Consider the following 19941-nt stretch of genomic DNA (forward strand, 5'->3'; position numbering starts at 1 on the left):
CTCGGCGCTCGCCGTCCAACGCTGCCGCCGGATCCCGGGGTCAGGGTTACGGTCCCCGGACTCCAGGGCGTTGACCGCCCGGTGGTAGGGACCGCGCCACGCCTCGCCCGCGTAGTCGGCCCGACGGCGCAGCTCGGACGCCTCCACCAGCAGGGCGTCGGTCTCCTTGTGGACGTCGATTCCCGTGCGGCCGCCCTGGATCAGGGTGAGGGCAGCGAACGAGAGGGTGTCGGCCAGCAGAGGCCCCAGGCCGTAGCCGCGGCAGACCTGCTCGGCAAGCACCAGGTACCGGACGCACCCGTCCCAGTCCTGGCGGAAGAAGGCGTCCTGGTGCCGGAGGTGGCAGAGCTTGACCAGCTGGACGTGGGCGGTGAGGTCGGGCGGTGCCTGCCCGATGAGGTGCTCCGCCGCCGCGAACCGCTGCTCGATCTCAGCCGGGGACGACACGGGGGCACCCCGTTGCGCGGCGACGGCCGCGGCCCATGCCGCCGCCGCCAGACACTGGGCTTCCTCCAGGGGCATGCCCTGTCCGTGCGCCGTGTCCGCGCCCCGCAGCAGGACGGACACCGCAGCCACGGGGTCGGAGTCCGTCAGGTGGGTACCCAGGAGCAGGTCCGCGTCCGCGGCCAGTGGGGACGGCTCGTCCGTCGGCGCGTCGTCGAGCTCGTGCAAGGTCGCCACGGCGTCCTGGGTCAGGCCCATCAGCGAGAGCGCCGCACTGCGCTGCACCGCCCGGCTGACGGGCTCCTGCACCCAGCCTGAGTGCCCGGTGTGGAGTTCCACCTGGCCGAGGTCGCCGCGCCGGGTCAGATCCTCCAGGGCCGCCGCCGCGTGGACGCTCTCGCCCACCCACGTCCCCGACCACCCGGCCAGGTTCCGGGCACGGACACGGTGCCGCTCGGCCCGGGCCGCGTCCCCGCGGACCAGGTACCAGCGCAGCATTGCGTGACGGATCGCCAGTTCGATGCCGACATCGCCGCCGTCACGGAATCCGCGGAGGGCGGCCCGGGCCAGATCCTCGCCCGCCGGAACGCCGTACTTCAGCAGTAGGTCCGCTGCCGTCCACCGCGCCCGGGCCGGGGCCATGAGGCCGCCACCCGCCCGGATGCGCTGCGCCACCGCTTGCAGCGCACGCACCTGCGCGGCCCAGGACTCCGGCGGCGGAGACACGCTGTCGAATTCGGCCGCCGCGAGGGCTTCTTCCAGGTCGACCTCGGCCTGGAGGAAGTCGCTCTCGGCCACGGACCACACGTCACCCCGAGCCCGGGCGGCCTCCCTCGCCGACCGAAGCCAGTCCGCCGCGGCCATCGGATCGGCCGGCGCCTGGCGCAGCAACCGGAATGCGGCGCGCCACACCCGTTCGGCACGCCGTGGCCGCCCCGCCCGCCAGCACAGCTGTACGGCGGTTCCTGCGTCGCGCAGTGCCTCCTCGCGACGCGCCGTCCGCCCTCCTTCGAGGGGGAACAGCACCGCACTGACCCGGAAGGCGAATTCGGCCGCCGCGGCCCGGTCGGCCAGGGGGGTCGAAAGGCCGTCCGCCGTCTGCCGTGCCTCGGCGAGCAACTCGGCCGCGAGCCCCGGCACGGCTACGGGGTCCTGGGTGAAGAACGCCGGAAAGCGCGCCCAAAGGCCGGCTGTGTCCGAGGGGGCGAAACGCCCCTCGGCCCGCCGGGCCATGGCAGCCGCCGCTCCGACCAGCCCCCGTTCCAGCAGTGAGCGCAGGACGACCGTCCAGGCCCCTGCATCGCGCAGCAACGACTCCTCGCCACGCTCCTCGAGGATCCGCTCCAGCGCGCGGTACCGCCGTTGGTCCAGCAGGACCTCAAGGTCCGCTGCGTCTGCCGTTCCCACTCGCACCGACGCGTCCTCCACCTTCCAGGGGTCCGAACAGCGCCCGACCGCACGGGCCGCCGGCTGTGCTTACGCCGCCTCGGTCGGGCTGCCCCTCCGAACGCGTCCACGGGGCAGGTCGATCTGCCCGTCCTCCGGTCTCGCAGCGACGTCGGTCATGCGGCTCGGTCCCCCTGATCGGTCCGGACTCGCGTTTCCCGGATGACCCGTCCGGACTCGGCGGGCGGTTTCCCGTCAACTCCGCAGGCTCGCAGCAACCAGCTCGCCGGCGCGGTCCCGTCGATCCCGAAATCCTTCGCGCCCCGTGCGGTCGGCTTGGTCTCGGTGATGATCCGCACGCTCCCTCCCTCACGGAACCCCGCGTCGAACGTCCGCCTCCTGTCCGCCATGGTCCCCAGCCTCCCCCGCGATCAAGGTCTCTACGCCGAACCGGCCGCATGGAACTCATCGACGGTGGCCACCCCAAAGCCCTTCTCCTTGAGCACCTTGGCGTCCACACCCTCGTCGGACTGCCCGAACCCCCGCCCGGCCGGCCGGGAAACCGGCGACCTCACCTGATCCCTCAAGCCCTGAACAAGTTCTATGGCCAGGCCGAGCGCCTCGAACGCGGTGCCCCCGAACCGGGCGAAACGATGGAGACCGCGCCCCAGGCCCCGTACGAGCTCTGGCCGGCGGAGATCGATCCGGCCGGGCCGGCCTCCGCGGAGCAGCGTGCGTGCCCGCTGCTCGAGAGGCTCGTCCAGGGGCACCGACACCCTGGCGAGCCGCCCACCGCGGAGCCCCGCTCAAGAGGAAGGACGGATGGTGACCTTGACGTGTTTCATGATCGGCTGGTCGCTCTGGGTGCTGTAGTCACCGAGCGCGCAGAGCACGTTCATCTCCGGCATATAGCCGGCAGCGCAACCACGCGGGATGTCGTACGGAACTGCGAGGTAGCCGTCGAGATGCCGCCGGCTGCCGTCTTTCGCGACGCTCATGATGTCGACCGGGCTCATGTCGGCGATACCGCGCTCGCGCATGTCGGCTCGGTTCATGAAGACCAGCGTGCGCAGGTTCTTGATGCCGCGGTAGCGGTCGTTGCCGGAGTAGATCGTGGTGTTCCACTGGTCGTGCGACCGCATCGTCCCCAGCGCCAGGGTGTCGGAGGCCGGAATGACGTCGGGCAGCGCGGCAGCGGAGAACTCGGCACGCCCGGACGGGGTCAGAAAGACGAGTTCCCGGGCCGGCTGCTTGATGCGGAAGCCGAGCGGCAGCCGCACACGGCGGTTGAAGTCCTCGAAGCCGTCCAGGGCCTTGGCCATGGTGTCGCGGATCCGGTCGTAGTCCTCGATGTACCACTCCCACGGCGTCTTGCTGTCCGGCAGCGCCGCGCGAGCCATGCCGGCGATGATGGCCGGCTCGGAGAGCAGGTGCGGCGAAGCCGGCCGCTTCATGCCGATCGACAGGTGGACCATGCTCATCGAGTCCTCGACCGAGGTGCTCTGGATGCCCTTGCGCTGATGGTCCTTCTCGGTGCGTCCGAGGCACGGCAGGATCAGCGCCCGGCGGCCGTGGACGACGTGGCTGCGGTTCAGCTTCGTACTCACCTGCACGGTGAGTTCGCACCTCTCCAGCGCCGCGTACGTGTACGGCGTGTCCGGCGCCGCGAGCGCGAAATTGCCGCCCATGCCGACGAACACCTTCACGTCACCGCTGTGCATCGCCTTGATGGTGTGGACCGTGTCCAGGCCGTGCGCGCGCGGCGGATCGATGCCGCACGCCTCGGCGAGACGGTCCAGGAACTCCTCGGTCGGGCGGTGGTCGATGCCGCAGGTGCGGTTGCCCTGCACGTTGCTGTGGCCGCGCACGGGAGAGGGCCCCGCCCCCTCGCGTCCCAGGTTCCCGCGGAGCAGCAGCAGGTTGACGATCTCCCGGACCGTGTCGACGCCGTGCTCGTGCTGGGTGAGCCCCAGGCACCAGCTGACGATCGAGCGGTCGGCCTCCTCGTACACGCGCGTCGCCTTGAGCACGTCGTCCCGGCTCAGCCCCGACTGGCGCTCGATCACCTCCCAGGGCGTCGCCTCGCACAGCGCCCTGTACTCCTCGAAACCCGTGGCATGGCGATCGATGAATTCCTGGTCCAGCGCCTTGGGGTCGGTCACGGACCGCTCCAGGACCGCCTTGGCCATGCCGCGGAGCAGGGCCATGTCGCCGCCGATCCGGGGCTGGAGGTTGAGCGTGGACGTCTTCGTGGCGTGGAAGGTCGCCATGTCCTTGAAGTCGTGCGGGATGATCGTCCGTGTGGCGGCAGCCTCCACGAGCGGATTGACGTGCACGATCTGAGCGCCGCGCTTGTGGGCCTCGGCCAGCGCGGTGAGCATCCGTGGCGCGTTCGACGCGGCGTTCACGCCGAAGATGAACAGCGCGTCGGCGGTTTCCCAGTCCTTCAGGTCCACCGTTCCCTTGCCGGTGCCCAGGGACGCCTGGAGGGCCCTGCCGCTGGCCTCGTGGCACATGTTGGAGCAGTCGGGCAGGTTGTTCGTGCCGAGTTCGCGGGCCATCAGCTGGTAGAGGAACGTGGCCTCGTTGCCCAGTCGGCCGGAGGTGTAGAAGGACGCCCGGTTCGGGTCGTCCAGCTCGCGCAGGGTCCGGCCGACGAGGTCGAAGGCGTCCTTCCAGCTGATGGGCACGTAGTGGTCCGTGTCGGGGTCGTAGGTCATCGGCTCGGTCAGCCGACCCTGGTCCTCGAGGTCGTAGTCGGTCCATCCGGCCAGCTCGGTCACCGAGTGCGTGGAGAAGAACTCGCGCCCCACCCGCTTGCGGGTCATCTCCCACGTGACGTGCTTGATGCCGTTCTCACAGATGTCGAGGTGCAGGCCTTTGGTGTCGTCGGGCCAGGCACAGCCCGGACAGTCGAACCCGGTCCGCTCGTGGTTCATCTTCATGATCGCCCGGGGCCCGTCCACAGGAAGGGCGCCCTCGCGCGCCATGAAGCGGCTCACGCTCTTCGCCGCCCCCCAGCCGGCTGCCGGGTGGTGGTACGGACGGAACTCGGCCTTCCCTTGCAGGTCGGGCCCCACACGAGGCTCCATCGCGGGCTCGTGCTCGTCCTTGCTGGTGGTCACGACGCTCACCCCTTCCCGGGGGGTGCGAGGGACGGACAATACCCTTCGGGCAGGCTAAGTCCGCCGTTCCGGGCCTGCCATTCGGACTGCCGCACTCCCGGTAAACGGATCCGAACTCACAGTAAACCGATCCGACAAAAAGAAATATTCTGTTCCTTTTTCGCCTTTTCGGTTTGATTTTTGCCTTTTGGTCCGGCGGAATGCGGGAGCCTCGCGACCGCACCCCGATCCGTCCTTGCACCACCTGCCGAGGTGGCCGTCATCCTGGTCGCCGCCGCCCCGGGCGGCGAGGCCACCGTGGAGGAACTCCGGTCCGCGTCGAGCAGGTCCGGCACGTCTCCCGCTCAGCCGCGGCTGTCCGCCGAAGCGGGCGCCGGGGCGTTCCACGCCGTGCCGGTGCCGCCCGGGTCGTCGGACGGCAGCGGCACGGCGGTCGGGGCCGGGGCGGGTGTCAGATCTTGCAGAGCCCCCGCTCGTAGTCGACGGTCGCGGAAGACCGGGAGTAGTTCCACTGCGGCTGGAGCAGGGCGCTGTCGAGCTGCCGGGCGGCGTCCGGACTCTCCACGATGTACCCGAAGTCCTGCAACCAGGCCGGGTAGAGGTTCTTCGAGCCGATGTAGAACGCCGAGCCGTCGACCGAGATCAGCTTGTGGTGCTGGGCGTAGGGGTGCCCGTCGGCCCACGTCTCGCTCGCGGAGCCGCGGAACGGGGCGAGCTGGAGGTTGTCGCACAGGGCCGCCCGGGCCCTCTGCTCGTCCCCGGTGGCTTGTACCAGCCTGCTGCGCAGCGCGTCGCTGATCTCGGAGAGGGATTTGATCTGCGAGTACCCCCCGCTGCCGACGGCTCCCCGGTTGGCGGGGTCGCTGACGACGATGCGCACCTTGACGCCGTCGGCGAGTTTGGCGGCCAGGGCGTCGTACACGCGCGTGTCGTACCGGGGCAGCGGCGGGCACGTGGCGTTGAGGTCCTGCTGCGAGATCTCGATGTGCTCGCCGGCACTGGAGATCAGCGAACGCAGGGCGCTCTCCTCGGGGTTGACCGTGTCGTAGTCGCGGTCGCCGTTGGTGTTGTCGTGCAGACCGGCCACGCACCGGGTGCCGGCGGTGTCCGGCAGCGAGGGGTGCCAGGTGGAGGCGGGGTCGGAGTCCTCCACGCCCACCCCGAGCCCGCCGACGGCGACGACCGGCACGTCACCGGTGGCGGGAACCGTTCGCGGGTTGGTGTCCTGCTCCATGCGGGCCTGGCAGCCCGCCGCGCCCGAGGCGGCGTACCAGACACTCGCCACGTTGGTGCGGTTGCTACAGGTCCAGCTCCAGAGCCGGTCCAGGTAGCGGCCCGCCGTGCCGGCCGCAGGGCCGGACAGGGCCAGGTCGACGTCCGTCACAGGGTGCGGGGTGTCGAGGTAGTCGCCCTTCCAGTCGTTGATGCCGCCGGTGATCGCGGTCTCTCCGTCGACGACGAGGAGTTTGGAGTGGTTCCACGACAGGGCGGTCTTCGACGTCGTCATGGAGGCGACGTCGATGCTGAGGGCGTCCGCCGCGGGGCCGAGCCCCTTCCGCAGGTCGGCGAGGTACTGCGAGGGGCGGACGTTGAGATGGTAGAGGGGTGCGGCGCCGACGAGGACCCGGACCTTCAGGTGGTGTCCGGCGGCCACGGAGGACTTCAGGCCGGCGACGATGGCGTCCTGGAAGGCGCCGTCCGGAAAGGGGGCGAGGCTGGAGATGTCGACGGTGCGGGTGGCCCGGGCGATGTTCTCGGTCATCCTGGCCAGCAGTTTCCTGGTTCCGTCGCGGTCTCGGCATTCCGCGTCGCCCCAGCAGCCGGGGGTCTGTAGCAGCCAGCTCACGGGGTCGCCGGGCGCGGCATCGAGCCGGTTGCCCGCCGTCCGTTCCCATACGTCGCCCTCGAGGCCGGGTGAGATCTCGCGGAGCGTGCGTTCCACGGCGTCGAGATGCGGGGTCGCCGAAGAGGGTGCGGCGGCGGCGGGCGCCGCGGGCAGGGCGGCGAGGGCCAGAGCGGATATCAGCGCGGCACGCGCTGTGCGCTGTAAGCGGAGCGAAATGATCACCCACAGAAGTTACCAGCGAGTATGACGGTGTGGCGAACACGGCACAGCCGCAGGACGGCCACGGCACACGGGCATCGACAGGGTGATTCCCCCTGCGAGCGGCCCGGTTGCGCATGGATCGCCCCGCCCGTGCCGGGACCCGCTCGTCGCCCCCGACCCGCTTCCGCCCGCGCGAGCGGGGTCATGACGAAACGGCGTAGCCGTGCCCGAGGGGCAGGCCACCTCGGCAGAGACCGGCGCACCCCTCGGACCACGCCCGGCGCGGGAACACGTCCTCGCCTCGGCGCTGTGCGCGGGCGTCCGGGCATGAGGTGGACGCCCGAACGCGCTCAGTGCGTTCACCGCGCCCCGGGAGCGAGGCCCAGCGCGGCAAGTGCCGCCGTCCCGGCGGCGGCATGGCCGTTTCCGGCGAGCAGCAGCGTGCGTGCCGCCTGGTAGTGGCAGCCGGACGCGTCGAATGCCGCGGCGGTGGCGAGCTGCCGCGGTACGTCGCCCTCCAGCAGTGCCCGCGCGCGCTGCAGTTGGACGCCGGCGACCGGGTTGTCGGCGACCAGACGGAGCCCGGCCTCCACGCGCTCCCCGGCAGCCGGATGCCCGGCGAGTACCGAGGCCTCGGCCCGGAGCGCCATGTACCAGTGCAGCCATATCCAGGAGATCCACTTCCATACCCGCTCCGGCTCCGGCGCGAGCCGCTCCAGGGCCGCTTCCGCGTCACCGTGGTGCAGCAGCACCATGGCGTCGAACACCGCGCCGTAGCCGTGGTGATGCTCCGACGCGGTACCGGCCTGCCCGACGATCGCGAGCCAGGCCGCCCGGGCTTCGTGGTCGCCGCGCAGGCCGTGGATCATCGCGACCGACGCGGCGGCGGGACCGAGCGAGAACGACCGCTGCCGACCGCTGCGCTGCCACGCGTCGAGGAACTTCTCGCCACCGGTGAGCACGGCGTCGGCGTCGCCCGCGAAGGCGTCCGTGACCAGGAGCCAGGACGTGGCGTGGTGGCGTACCTCGGCGAACAGCGGCTGGTCGGCCAGTTGAACGCTCCACTCGCGGGCCTGGGCCAGATTCCCGACGCCCAGGGCGGTACCGGCGGCCATGGCGAGGGCGTCCATCAGCTCGTGCGTCGCGGCCGGCCCGTGCGACACCGACGCCAGGAGGCCGATCCGGCGGCGGGCGGCATCCGCGGCGCCGAAGGAGTCACCGGACCAGGTCCGGGCACCGGAGAGTGCGTCGAGGGCCGCGGACTCGCCCACCGGGTCACCGGCCGCGCGCGCGAGTGCGACCGCCCGCTCCGCGTACCGGACCGTGCGCTCCGCGGTGTTGTCGGCAGCCCCCTGCACGGCGCCGAACGCGTCCGCGAGCACGGCCGCCTCGGCCAGCGCGACGGCCGCCTCGCCCGCCGGGTCACCGTCGCCGGACAGCTCCCGCGCCGCCGTGAGCACGCCGGTCACCTCGTCCACGGTCGGCACCAGCGCGAACTCGCTGGAGAAGCGATACGCCACGGTGGCGGCGGCCGCCAGATCACGGCCCGCCGCGACGGTGTCACCGGCGCCGCGGGCGACCTCGGCGGCGGCGAGGTGCAGCCGGAACATGTCGTCGCCGAGCCTGCGGCAACCGGCCACCCCCGCCGCCTCCCGCAACGCGGCGGCCCCCGCCGCGGCACCGGCGAGCGCGGCCGCCTGCTCGAACCGCTGCTGGGCTTCACCGAGCAGGTTGCCGGTGAAGGCCAGCCCGGCCAGGGACAGCGCGAGACGGTGGGCGTCCGCCCGGTGCTCGGGCCGGTCCACGGCCCAGGCCAGGGCCGACCGCAGGTCCTCCGCCACCGCGTCGAACCGCTCGCGCCGATCCGTGCCGTCACCGTCCGCCAGGGCCGTCGCACCGGCCAGGCACCAGTCCAGGTGGCGGGACCGCACGTCCGCCAGCTCACCGGCGTCGGCGAGCCGTTCCGTCCCGTACTGACGGATCGTCTCCAGAGCGTGGTACCGGGTACCGGTCGCCGACGGTGTCGCGGTGAGCAGGCTCTGTTCGGCGAGCCTGCCGAGCCCGTCGGTGACCGCGACCGGATCCAGCGGGGCGAAGGCCGCCACCGAGGCGGCCGCCCCGGCGGTGAACGGCAGGACGAACACCGAGACCCGGCGCAACAGCGCCCGGTCCCGCGGCTCCAGCAGGTCGTGACTCCAGTCCAGGGCCGCCCGCACCGACCGGTGCCGGTCCTCCGCGCGCGGCCCCCCGGCCAGGATCCCCAACTGGTCGCCGAGCCCGGCGGCCAGGCCGTCCGGTCCGAGCGTCGGCCACCGCGCCGCCGCCAGCTCGATCGCCAGCGCCATCCCGCCCAGCCGCTCGCAGACGGCCGAGATCTCGTCGAACACGGACGGATCCGGCACCGGCCCGACCGCCGCCGCCCGTTCCACGAACAACGCCACGGCCTCCGACTCGCCCCCGCCGTCCCACGACAACGGCGGAACCGGGAAGACCCACTCGAACGGCACCATCATCCGGGCCCGGCTCGTCGCCAGCACCCGCACGCCGGGGCAGGCCACCAGCAGCCGCTCCACGAACGGCGCCACCCCGTCGCGTATCTGCTCGCAGTTGTCCAGCACCAGCAGCGCCCCGCGATCCGCCAGCGCGGCCAGGACCGCCTCGTCGACACCGAGACCCGGCTGCTCGCCCACACCCACCGCCGCCGCGACCGCCGCCCCCACCCGCTGCGCATCGACGACCGGGGCCAGATCGACGAACCACACCCCGTCGGCGAAGTCACCGGCCTCGGCAGCCTGACGTGCCACCGCCAACGCCAGCCGGGTCTTCCCCACTCCACCGGGACCGACCGCCGTCACCAGCCGACGCGACCCCAGCGCCGCCGCCAACTCCGCGCGCTCCCGCACCCGCCCGACGAACGCAGTGAGCGATTCCGGCAGCACCGGCGCCGGGCACGAGCGCTCCGCACGGGCGGACTCCGCCGCCCGCCGGGACAGCGCCCGCCGGTCCGGCAGCGCCAGCTTGCGCAGCAGCGCGGAGACATGCGACTCCACGGTGCGGACGGAGATGAACAGACGCTCGGAGATCTCCGCGTTACTGAGGTGCTCCCCGAGCAGCGCGAGCACTTCGGATTCCCGAGCCGAGATCACGTCAGTGGACACGGGGTCATTATCCGTGGTGCTCTCCGTGGTCGGCACGGAGGCGCCCCCCACCCCACCCGCGAGAGGCTGTGAGCACGCCGATCAACCCCGGTGCGACACACAGGGGTTGGCTCTGACCCACACCACAGGAGCAAGCATGACCAGCTCGTTCGCCCGCCACGGCGCAGCCGTGCCGCACACCGCCGCCCGGCACGCCCGGTGAACGCCGGACCTCGCTCCCGAGCGGTGAGACGCCGCGACACCGAGCACCGCCTCACCCACGACGTCGACGTCTGGGTGGCCAGCGCCTCGGCCGACGGGACACCGTACCTGGTGCCGCTGTCTTTCTACTGGGACGGCGAAACGCTGCTGATGGCCACCTTGGCCGCCAGCCCGACCGGCCGCAACCTGGCCGCCTGCCGGACCACCCGGCTGGCACTCGGCCCCACCCGCGACGTCACCGTGATCGACGGCGACGTCGAAGTCCTCGAATCCGACGGGCCGCCGCGACAGCAGGTGGAACGCTTCGCCGCACGCACCGGCTTCGACCCCCGCGCGCAGACCACGCCGTACAGCTGGTTCCGCGTCACCCCGCGCCGCGTACAGGCCTGGCGCGAGGCCGACGAACTGGCCGGACGCGACCTCATGCGCGACGGCCGTTGGCTCGGCTGACCCCGCCGCGACACCCCCGATCACCCTGAACACACCCGGTACACCGAGGAGAGCCACGATGACGAACACACAGAAGCCCGCCCGCGGCGGAGCGACGGCCGGCACGGCGTACGACGGCTTCAGCGCCGAGGAACGCGACGCGATGAAGGACCACGCCCGGGAACTGAAGACCGCCGCACGCCGCAGTCCGAGCACGGCCAAGGCGGACGGGGAGAAGGACGTCCTCGCGAAGATCGCCGAGATGACGGACACCGACCGCGCCCTCGCCGGACGCCTCCACGAGATCATCCGGTCCGCCGCCCCGGACCTCACCCCCAAGCTCTGGTACGGCATGCCCGCGTACGCCAGGGACGGCAAGGTCGTCTGCTTCTTCCAGAGCGCGGCGAAGTTCAAGTCCCGTTACGCCACACTCGGCTTCAGCGACCAGGCGCACCTCGACGACGGCGCCATGTGGCCCACCACCTACGCCCTGACCGAACTGACGCCCGCCGTGGAGGCCCGCATCGGCGAACTCCTCGGCACAGCGGTGGCCTGACCCGGCACGCACACCGGAGGGAGCGGCAAGAAGGGGCGGGTCAGTCGGGGGCGGGTCGGGCCAGGTCAGGTCGGGCCCGGCCCGGCCGAAGGGACCTTGAGTTTCTCCGTGCCGTGTACCTGGTCGTCCCAGCCTTCCCGCGACGGTCCCCGTCATGAGACCGCTCCCTCCAGCACCGTGCTGTCGGCGATCGGCGGCCGACCGTACAGGGCGAGGATCTCGTTGGCGAGGGCGATGGTCTGCAACGGGTTGTCCTGCTGCCGGTGGGCCGTGATGTCTGCGGCGAGAAGTTCGGTGGGCACAGCCCCCGCATCGAGGAGGACGCGCCACTCCGCGGGCGGGAGCTCCAGATACTCGAGATGGGTGAGCCGGGCGATCTCACAGGGATCGGCGAGAGTACCGGGATAGGCGGAGAGGGTCCGCAGACGCGGCAGGCCGAAGACGGGGGCGAGACTGAGAGGCGCCTTCTCCAAGACCCCGAGACTGAGGACCTCCAGGCCAGGGTGGGCGGCAGCCTCAACGCTGGGGACGGAGGCGTGATTGACGTAGGCGACGAGTGGCGGCCGTTCGGTTCTTCTGACCGGCCGACCGTCGAAGTGACGGTGGACGACCATGTCGGTGAGGGAGTCGGCGACCAGTCCGGCACCGATGTTCTCCTCGTGACTGATGATGATCACCTGCCCGACGTGCCCGTCCGGACCCGGTGTGAGGTCGATGGCGATGCGGTCTCCGCCGCCGTTGTCACCGAAGACGATCCAGCCCGGCGAGCCGACGAGCCCCTGCACGACGTCCTCCGGCCCCGTCTCGACCGCTTCCATGGCACCGAACTGCCACAGCACGTGCCGGGAAGCCGCGTCGGCGACGTACACCTCGTCGAGAGGAAGGAGTTCGCAGCCGACGGTGTCGTACGGCTCCCGGTAGTCGTCCCAGTCCTCGTACCGGCTCGGGACGACCTGGTACAGAGCTCTCAACTCGGCAGGCAGCGGCACGCCCAGACGCGCCTCGACCGCTGCGATCTCCTCGTCGGAGGCACCCACCGTGTGCGGGAGCCGTTCGCGAAGAGTGCGCTGCAGCAGTTCCACGTCCGCGGACGGAGCCGGCACCGCGCCCGGCACCGGCTCGGGCAGGCGGCGTGCCGGCTCGGGCAGTGCCCCGTCCGCGAGAAGAAGCGTGCCCGGGTGCGCGGTCGCGACACCCGGCTCCACGGAAGAGCCCATGCTGATCAGATGCAGCCGGACATCGCCGGGAACGGAAGATGCCTCCAGGACGAAGGAGACGCCGTCGCTCCCGTTCTCCTTGAGCGCTTCGACGATCTGGCCCACGGCGTCGAACTGCTCCTGGTTGTCGGAGACCTGTGAGGCACGCCCCGGCTGCGGCGGCCGGAACGGCAGCGGAACACTCCATGCTCCGGGACTGATCTGCCCCGCCACATGCCCACCGGGTGCAGCGAGCGTTTCCGCGTGAGCGGCGTGCAACAGGCGCAGCAAGGGTCGCCAGGTGGTGAAGTCATGAAGTGTGGGCACGAGCAGACCTCCTGAATACGTGTTCGGTGATTCAGATTATGGGTGGGGGCTCTGACATCACGAGGCGCGGACCGGGGCGGCAGCGGTCGCCGGGAAGTCCGCTCGCCGAGAACCTCACCCGCACTGCTCAGGCGGCACGTTGATACTCGTGGAGGATGCCGCCAAGTTGTTGGCGTCGTCGTACGCAGAGGTGGGTGATCCTCTCCGGACGGCTGATCAGCGTCAACAAGGGGTGCAGCGGGTGAGCGCAGCGGTCAGCCGATTCCAGGTCTCACGGTCCAGGCTCCCTTCGGTCGGCGGGATCATGCTCAGCGGCCAGCTGCCCTCCTTCTTGGCCGAGGGGAAGCAGCGGTAGGAGGGCATCAGCCCGTCGGGCACCACCGGGTCGCCGGTCCGCCGGGCAAGGTCGGTCCAGCGCAGCCGCCGCCGGCCAGGGCCGGGGTGCCGGGCACGACCCAGACCTCCCCCCGTGGCGATGCTCACGGCGTCGAGGTCGATGCCTCCGGCAATGTGGGGCTGGGTGCTCCCGTCGGCAAGTCGCGCCTGGTGGTACTCGTCGTACGACACTTCGGCCGGCTCCTGCTCGTGCTCGTGCTCGTACATGGCGTTGAGCACCCACACCGCGTCAGGCATCGCCGGAGGCATGAACCCGGTCAGACCGTCGCCACACCGCTCCAGCAGCCAGTCGGTGGCCCCGGACGGCACGAGCGGCCACAGGCTGAGCATCGGGTTCGGTTCCTCGGGCATCCGCTCATGGTCCCAGGTGCGAATCCACCCTTCTGCAAGGGGCCCGCCGGAGAACAACGTGCAGACGGACGGCTCGCTGACCTGCAGGTTCAGGGCGCAGCGCCCCACCCTCCAGTACCCGAACCGGGTGATGTGCGTTTGTCGATCATGAAGTGCTAGGTTCTGCCTGCTCATGCCAGCAAGGTGCGCAAGTAGCGCGCGATCAACGGGGGTTCTCCATGAAGTCGGTCAACAGGCGCTTCAGACTGGGCGCGGCCACGGTCGGGGCGTTGACCGCCGCCGTCCTCTCCATGGGTACCACCCCCGCCGCGGCGGCCGGTGACTACAGCGGCCTCCCCTACGTCAGCGGAGGCGGCGCCTACTCGGACGACTGGGGCGACGAGGGCATCCTGTCGATGAGCCAGCACGCGCAGTCCAACGCCACCTGCCTGTGGCAGAAGATCCTCTGGGCGGACGGCTACATCCAGGAGGAAGGTGCCGACGGGTACTTCGGTGACATCACCAAGGGCTATACCCAGCACTGGCAGGCGGACCGCAAGGGGCTGACGCCCGACGGGGCGGTCGGCAAGGCGACCTTCGGCTGGGCCGACGACCAGAAGATCGAGTACGTCTCCGGCAGCACGGCCGACGGCCAGACGCTGAACCTGCGGTACCACGGGACCTACTGGAGCTTCCCCATGGTTCGTGACAGCTACGGTCACTACCAGTTCCAGGACTACGCGGGGAACTGGCGGGCGGCCGGGTACGACTACCGGACCTGCGTCAACATCTGAGCTTGGCGTTTGACCTTGCACGTCACTCGACCTGCTGAGTTCTCCAGGATCCGAGGGCACGCGACACGGCCGTTCTCCGTGCTTCGAGATGTCGAGTAACGAAGCACGAGAGAACGGCCGTTGCCCATGCGTCTCCCCGCCACGGTGCCCGCAGGCGAGGCATTGGGGCTCTTGTCCCGCTTTCGGGTAGAGCTCTACGAGAGTCTTCACGCCTGCGCGGACACGCTCTTCGAGCTCACCGGGGTGATGCTGTACACGGATGGCCCGGTGAAGACCCTGGTCGAGCCGTTCTCGGCGGCGGCCGAGCACCGGCGCGGACACGGCACCCCGTACGCCGCGACTGGATCGCGCCGGCGCTCGGCCGACGGTCGGAGACATCCGTGAGGCGTTCCTCGAACCCGCCTGCTGTCTGATCGCCCACCGACAACTCAGCTCATGGTGTCAGCCGTTGTAAACCGACGAGCGCCCGAGGGGCGGGACCTGAAAGGGTGCGGTTCGATCTGGAACAGGGGGAAATATGGGGCTGGTCCACGGCTAGGACATCTACCTGCGTCCTCGGAATGTCGCCAGGGCGTTGGCCGATCTGGCCGAGCTGGCGCCACCGGCCCGTGCGGTGCCACCGCTTCAGATCACCCTGCCCGGCGGAGACCGGCTCCTCGGGAGCCGGACCGCTGCCCGCTTCGATGCGGGAGAGCCAGGACCCGTCGCGGAACTGCTCGTTGACGGGCAGGACGCGGTTGGCGGGCACCCGCCACAGCAGATCGGCGCCGGTGGCGGTGAACGCCCGCCGCAACGGGACCCCGAGGAACTCACGATCGGCCAGGACGAGCTGACCTGGGCCGGCCTCAGCACGAAACACACCACCAGCCGTGCCGGAAGCAGCCGTTGCCTTTGTTCGGCCCGCCCGCACGCCGCCACCGCCCGGTCCACCAAGCCTGGCGGATACACCCAGGTCAACAGACCAAGACCCGATCGGCCCGCCGATCAACGCGCCATAGGCCCGGGGTGGGAGCGGTCCACGCTTTCCACCTCGCCTCAGCGCGACGGCTCAGTCCCGGGTGTCCCGGACGATCCGCTCGACGACCCGCGCGGCCCGTTCCGGGTTCTCCTCGAACCAGCCGCCGAGATGTTCCCGGACGGCCTCGCTGACGCAGGCACGCACCTCGGCGTTGCCCAGCAATCCGCGCGTGGCGCCGAGGAACTCGGGACGGTCGAGCTTCACCGACACGATCGCCGTCAGGCCCTCGCCGATCCGGTCGGCCACAGGGTCGGGATCCCTTGCCGACAGCAGTTCCCGCTTCCGCGCGTACGCGGTGACCGCGGCCGCCATCCCGTCGCGGAAGCCGTCCACGTGCATACCGCCCTGGTCAGTGGCCCGGCTGTTGGCGAAGCCGCGCACCCGCTCCTCCCGGGAGCCGGTCCAGCAGAGGGCCACCTCCATCGTTCCCGCCATCCGTGGGTCCTCCCGCCCGAAGCTGACGATGTCCGGATGGAGGCGCGCCCCCGCCTCCGCGTCGAGGGCCGCCGCGAAGTCCCGTACTCCGCCCGGGAACCGGAAGCGCACCGTCCGGGCTCCTCCCGTCGGGCGTTCGTCCGTCAGTGAGATCCCCAGCCCCCGGTTGAGGAAGGCCACCTGCCGGAAACGCTCCGCCAGCACGGCGAACGAGCAGCACGTCGTCTCGAAGATCTCGGCATCGGGCCAGAAGGCGATCGTCGTCCCGCTGCCGGGCGCGGGCCCCACCGCGCAGGGCGGGGCGAGAGCGACACCGCGCGCGTACTCCTGGGTGCGGCGGACCCCTTCGTGCCGCACCTCGGCCGTCAGCCGGCTCGACAGAGCGTTGGCGACGAAGAGCCCCATACCGAGATCGCCGACGACCACGGTGTGCCGACCACTGGGTTCGGACCCGGCGGCCAGGCTGGTCAGCAGGGCTTCGAGGCCTGGGCCGCCGGTGTCCCCGGTGGCCGGGGCCTCGAAGCCGGCCCCGGGTCCGTCGTCGGCGACCCGCACACCGCCGTCGGACGTGAGCGTGACGTCGACGGACCCGGTACCCGTGGCCAGGACCTCGTTCACCGCCTGGCCCATGACCATGAACACCAGCTGATGCAGGCCACGTTCCTTGGTCGAGCCGACCCACATCCCTGGCCGTTCGCGAACAGCTTCCGGCCCCTCCAGCACCTCGATCCGGGCAGCGTCGTACCCCATGCCGTCCCCACTCACGAAGACCCCTCCCCTGGCGTCCGGCAGATCTCCCCAGCCTATAGAGAATCTGATGAAGCACCAGGTCAGAGCCATTTCATCAAAGCTCTGGGCGGGCCGGGGAGAGCCTGCCGAAAGACGGCCGGTCCAGTGAGCGCACGCCACGGCCGAAGCGTGTCCGGCGGCCCGCCGAAGCCGTACACGCCCCCAGTCCGGACACCCCTGAGGCAACTGATTTCGCCATGCGGCAGGCCGTTCCGGGGACGGCGGAGCCGCCCGCCGAGGAGATGCCGTTCGTCCCTCCGGACGGCCCCCGGGACGTCCCCGGGCGCTCGAGGCGGCTGGCGGCCCGCACCACCGAGCGGTACGCAACCGTGCGGCAACTGCTCTCCGAGGGAGAATCTCTGGCCGCGATCCCCCGTCAAGGGCAACGGAGGGCAGTTCTTCGCCCGGTGGATACCACGGGGCGTTCATGGGAATGCAATGGCTCTCGGTCAGGTATCAGCTGAGCACGTCGGGGACCACGCGGATGCCAGGGGGAATCATGGACGCCAGTGCAATCGCGGCTCGCCTCGCCTCCGGTGTCATCACCCCGTTGGTCAAGAAGCTGTTCGTCAGCGAGGGGCCGGGCGCGGGCCTTGTCGATCATCCGGTACGGGTCTCGTCCCTGGTGTCCTTCACCGGTGAGAAGCGCCAACTGACCGACGCCGACCTGCACAAGCTCACCCGAGGGCTCCTGCGCAGTGCGATGGGGTCACCCGACAACGGTGAACGGCCCGTCCCACCGGGCGAGGAAGAGGCGGTCGCCCTCGCGCTGGCCCGCACCCTGACCCATCTCGGCGACCTGGAGATGGACGACGTACAGGCTGTCCGAATGGGTCCGCAGGCCTTGGCCCAAGCGCTGAAAGCCGCGGGTCCCGACTGTACGCGCGACCTGTCCGCGGACGGGGCGTACCTCCACGACGCCCTCTTGACGAGCGCCTGCCTGCACATCCTTCACTTCTTCACCCAGCGCTCGACGTTCGTGGCCCGCACGCTCGTCGAACACAGCGGTCAACTCGCGCAAGTGATCGCCAAGACGGACCTCCTGCTGGCGCGCAACCCCTCGCCCGTCACCAAGGACACCCTGTTCGAGGAGCGGTACGCCGCGCACATCATCCAGAAGCACGGGATGCTCACCATCTACGGGATCGACCTTTCGCGGTCCCCCGAACAATGGCCGCTCGGTACGGCGTACCTGAGTCTTGAGGCCGATCTCGACCGGGACACCCGCCATGCGATGATCCGGGCGGAACATGCTTTCAACGGGCGTGATCGCGTACTGCTCCGCGGCGTTGCGGGCTCCGGCAAAACGACGCTCGTCCAGTGGCTGGCGGTCACCACGGCCCAGCAGGACCTCACCGTCCTCGACAGCGGCGCTCCGCTGGCATCGCTCATCGGGCGGGTGCCGTTCGTGCTCCCGATGCGCACGCTGACCCGTCAGCATGACGACCTGCCGACTCCGGACGAGTTCCTGCACCGCACCCGGTGTCCCCTGGCCGGAGCGCAGCCGGCCGGCTGGGTGGACCGGGTGCTGGCCTCGGGACGGGGGCTCCTGCTCCTCGACGGCATCGACGAGGTGCCGAAGCGGACGCGTGAACGTACTCGGCGCTGGCTTCAGGACCTGCTCGCCACCTACCGGAAGAACGTCTGGCTCGTCACCTCCCGCCCGTCGGCCGTGCGCGACAGGTGGCTCGCGACGGAGAAGTTCACCGAACTATCGCTCGCGCCCATGAGCCGGGAGGACGTCACCTCGTTCATCCACCGCTGGCACAACGCCGCCCGCAGTGTCAGCGAGCAGGAGGAGCGCAACCAGCTCGACACCTACGAGGCCTCACTGGTCACAGCGATCCGCACCAAACAAGATCTCGCCCGGCTCGCCACCAATCCGCTGATGTGCGGCCTCATCTGTGCGCTGCACTGCGACCGGCGTGGTTATCTGCCCAGCGGCCGCAAGGAGTTGTACGACGCCGCACTGTCGATGCTGCTCGCCCGGCGTGACCGGGAGCGTGACATGGAAGCGCCGGACGGAATCGAACTCACCGAGGAGCCCAAGGTCCGGCTCCTGCAACGCCTGGCCTACAAGTTCATCCTCAACGGAAAATCCGAACTCGACCGCAGTCACGCCGAACGCGTCATCGCCGACACCCTGCCCAGCGTGCCGGTCGCGGCAGCCCAGGGAGACGCGACGGCGATCTTCCAGCATCTCCTACTGCGCAGCGGTCTGCTGCGCGAACCGGCCATCGGCACCATCGACTTCATCCACCGCACCTTCCAGGACTACCTGGGCGCGAAGGCTGCCGTCGAGGAGGGCGACATGGCCCTGCTCGTTCTGCGCGCGGTCGAGTCCCAATGGGAGGACGTCATCCGCATGGCGGTGGCACACGCCCGGCCGAAGGAGGGCGCGGAGTTCCTGATGGATCTGATCAGACGCGGAGACGGCTCGACGTCCGGCTACCGCAGAAGCCAGTTGCACCTGCTGGCCACCGCGGCCGTCGAGCACGCCACCGAACTCGAGCCCCGTGTCAGGGCCGCGATCAGCGAACGCGCCGGCGCCCTCATCCCGCCCCGCAGCCCCCGTGAGGCGCACGACCTCGCCGCCATCGGACCCGTCGTGCTGGAACTCCTTCCAGGACCCGAGCGGTTGTCGGACGAGGAAGCACTCCTGACCGCACACACGGCCGTTCTCATCGGAGGGGACGCCGCCATCCCGCTGCTCCGCCGTTACCAAGACCATCCGGACCCTCAAGTGCGGCAGCTCCTGTGCAACGCATGGCATCGTTTCGACACCGTCTCCTACGCAGAGGGAGTGCTCGCCGACCTGCCGGAGGAGGATGTCCATTTCGAGATCGCCACGCCGGAAGAACTGTCGACCTTCGGCAAGTTGGGCGGCCGTTCGCGGATTCGGGTGTCGAAGGGCTTCGACACGATCCGCTTGGTCCAGGGGCTGCGTCCTGACCGGGTCACCCATCTGTGGCTCCCGGCCGAACAGTCCGCCACCTGGTACTGGCTGGCGGCCTTCTCACGCCTGGACACCCTCACCCTGGACCCGAGCACCGAGCCCGTGGACGTCTCCTCGCTGGCGGCCCACCCCTTCCTGCGTGTTCTGCGCATTCCGTCGAACCAGCCGGTCGTGGGAAGGGAGGCACTCATCGACAAGGTGATGGTTACTCCCTATCAACCGGACCCGGGAATCGACCCCGCTGTGTAAACCCCCACGAAGGAGATCAGCACGGTGACCGCACTACGAAGTCGTCTCGTTCGGAGCCGGAGGATGCCTCTGCGACGAGCGGGGCGAGGTGGCGCAAGCGCCGGT

The 19941-nt window shown here is 70.5% G+C and carries 13 protein-coding genes and 1 pseudogene; 4 read left to right on the forward strand and 10 right to left on the reverse strand.

All coding sequences use genetic code 11. The features are described from left to right. From CW362_RS30460 to CW362_RS30485, 5 genes are all read right to left on the reverse strand, one after another. Positions 1–1851 (reverse strand): hypothetical protein (locus CW362_RS30460; protein WP_162684274.1); only part of this gene is annotated, 1851 nt, incomplete at its 3' end. A gap of 419 nt (positions 1852–2270) precedes the next feature. Beyond that, positions 2271–2600 carry a hypothetical protein gene (locus CW362_RS30470; RefSeq protein ID WP_162684275.1) on the reverse strand — a complete coding sequence of 110 codons (330 nt, stop codon included), beginning with the start codon at positions 2598–2600 and terminating at the stop codon, positions 2271–2273. A gap of 36 nt (positions 2601–2636) precedes the next feature. Next, positions 2637–4922: an FdhF/YdeP family oxidoreductase gene (locus CW362_RS30475; RefSeq protein ID WP_103552861.1), complete on the reverse strand. Its 2286-nt coding sequence runs from the start codon at positions 4920–4922 to the stop codon at positions 2637–2639. A 484-nt stretch (positions 4923–5406) separates the two neighbouring features. Beyond that, positions 5407–7023, reverse strand: coding sequence for a phospholipase D-like domain-containing protein (locus tag CW362_RS30480; protein ID WP_240658118.1), 1617 nt, complete (start codon positions 7021–7023; stop codon positions 5407–5409). A gap of 338 nt (positions 7024–7361) precedes the next feature. Beyond that, a complete protein-coding gene (locus tag CW362_RS30485) occupies positions 7362–10160 on the reverse strand; it encodes an ATP-binding protein (RefSeq protein WP_103552837.1) in 2799 nt (932 codons plus the stop codon). A 225-nt stretch (positions 10161–10385) separates the two neighbouring features. Here CW362_RS30485 and CW362_RS30490 point away from each other — a divergent pair, with 225 nt between their 5' ends. After that, on the forward strand, positions 10386–10811 hold the full coding sequence (locus CW362_RS30490; protein WP_376453479.1) for a pyridoxamine 5'-phosphate oxidase family protein: 426 nt from the start codon (positions 10386–10388) through the stop codon (positions 10809–10811). A 58-nt stretch (positions 10812–10869) separates the two neighbouring features. Then, on the forward strand, positions 10870–11346 hold the full coding sequence (locus CW362_RS30495; RefSeq protein WP_103552839.1) for an iron chaperone: 477 nt from the start codon (positions 10870–10872) through the stop codon (positions 11344–11346). Between the two features lie 152 nt (positions 11347–11498). Here the strand turns inward: CW362_RS30495 and CW362_RS30500 are convergent, their stop codons facing one another. Both CW362_RS30500 and CW362_RS30505 read right to left on the reverse strand, forming a co-directional pair. Next, a complete protein-coding gene (locus tag CW362_RS30500) occupies positions 11499–12869 on the reverse strand; it encodes an SMI1/KNR4 family protein (RefSeq protein ID WP_103552840.1) in 1371 nt (456 codons plus the stop codon). Between the two features lie 222 nt (positions 12870–13091). After that, the gene (locus CW362_RS30505; RefSeq protein ID WP_240658119.1) at positions 13092–13616 is read right to left on the reverse strand and encodes a hypothetical protein; all 525 of its coding nucleotides are present in this window, start codon (positions 13614–13616) and stop codon (positions 13092–13094) included. Positions 13617–13834: 218 nt separating this feature from the next. Between CW362_RS30505 and CW362_RS30510 the strand changes: the two genes are divergently transcribed. Continuing rightward, positions 13835–14389: a peptidoglycan-binding domain-containing protein gene (locus CW362_RS30510; RefSeq protein WP_103552841.1), complete on the forward strand. Its 555-nt coding sequence runs from the start codon at positions 13835–13837 to the stop codon at positions 14387–14389. Positions 14390–14822: 433 nt separating this feature from the next. Here the strand turns inward: CW362_RS30510 and CW362_RS43500 are convergent, their stop codons facing one another. From CW362_RS43500 to CW362_RS30530, 3 genes and pseudogenes are all read right to left on the reverse strand, one after another. Continuing rightward, positions 14823–15248 carry a hypothetical protein gene (locus tag CW362_RS43500; protein WP_162684276.1) on the reverse strand — a complete coding sequence of 142 codons (426 nt, stop codon included), beginning with the start codon at positions 15246–15248 and terminating at the stop codon, positions 14823–14825. Between the two features lie 44 nt (positions 15249–15292). After that, positions 15293–15337, reverse strand: a pseudogene (locus CW362_RS45525) (hypothetical protein); the annotation flags it as partial. Positions 15338–15437: 100 nt separating this feature from the next. After that, positions 15438–16592: a DNA topoisomerase subunit B gene (locus CW362_RS30530; RefSeq protein ID WP_103552843.1), complete on the reverse strand. Its 1155-nt coding sequence runs from the start codon at positions 16590–16592 to the stop codon at positions 15438–15440. Positions 16593–17130: 538 nt separating this feature from the next. Between CW362_RS30530 and CW362_RS30535 the strand changes: the two genes are divergently transcribed. Beyond that, positions 17131–19836 (forward strand): NACHT domain-containing protein, encoded by a 2706-nt coding sequence (locus CW362_RS30535; protein ID WP_103552844.1) that lies wholly within the window; start codon positions 17131–17133, stop codon positions 19834–19836. Positions 19837–19941: the final 105 nt, after the last annotated feature.

This window comes from Streptomyces populi, from assembly GCF_002911015.1.
GTDB classification, from domain to species: domain Bacteria; phylum Actinomycetota; class Actinomycetes; order Streptomycetales; family Streptomycetaceae; genus Streptomyces; species Streptomyces populi.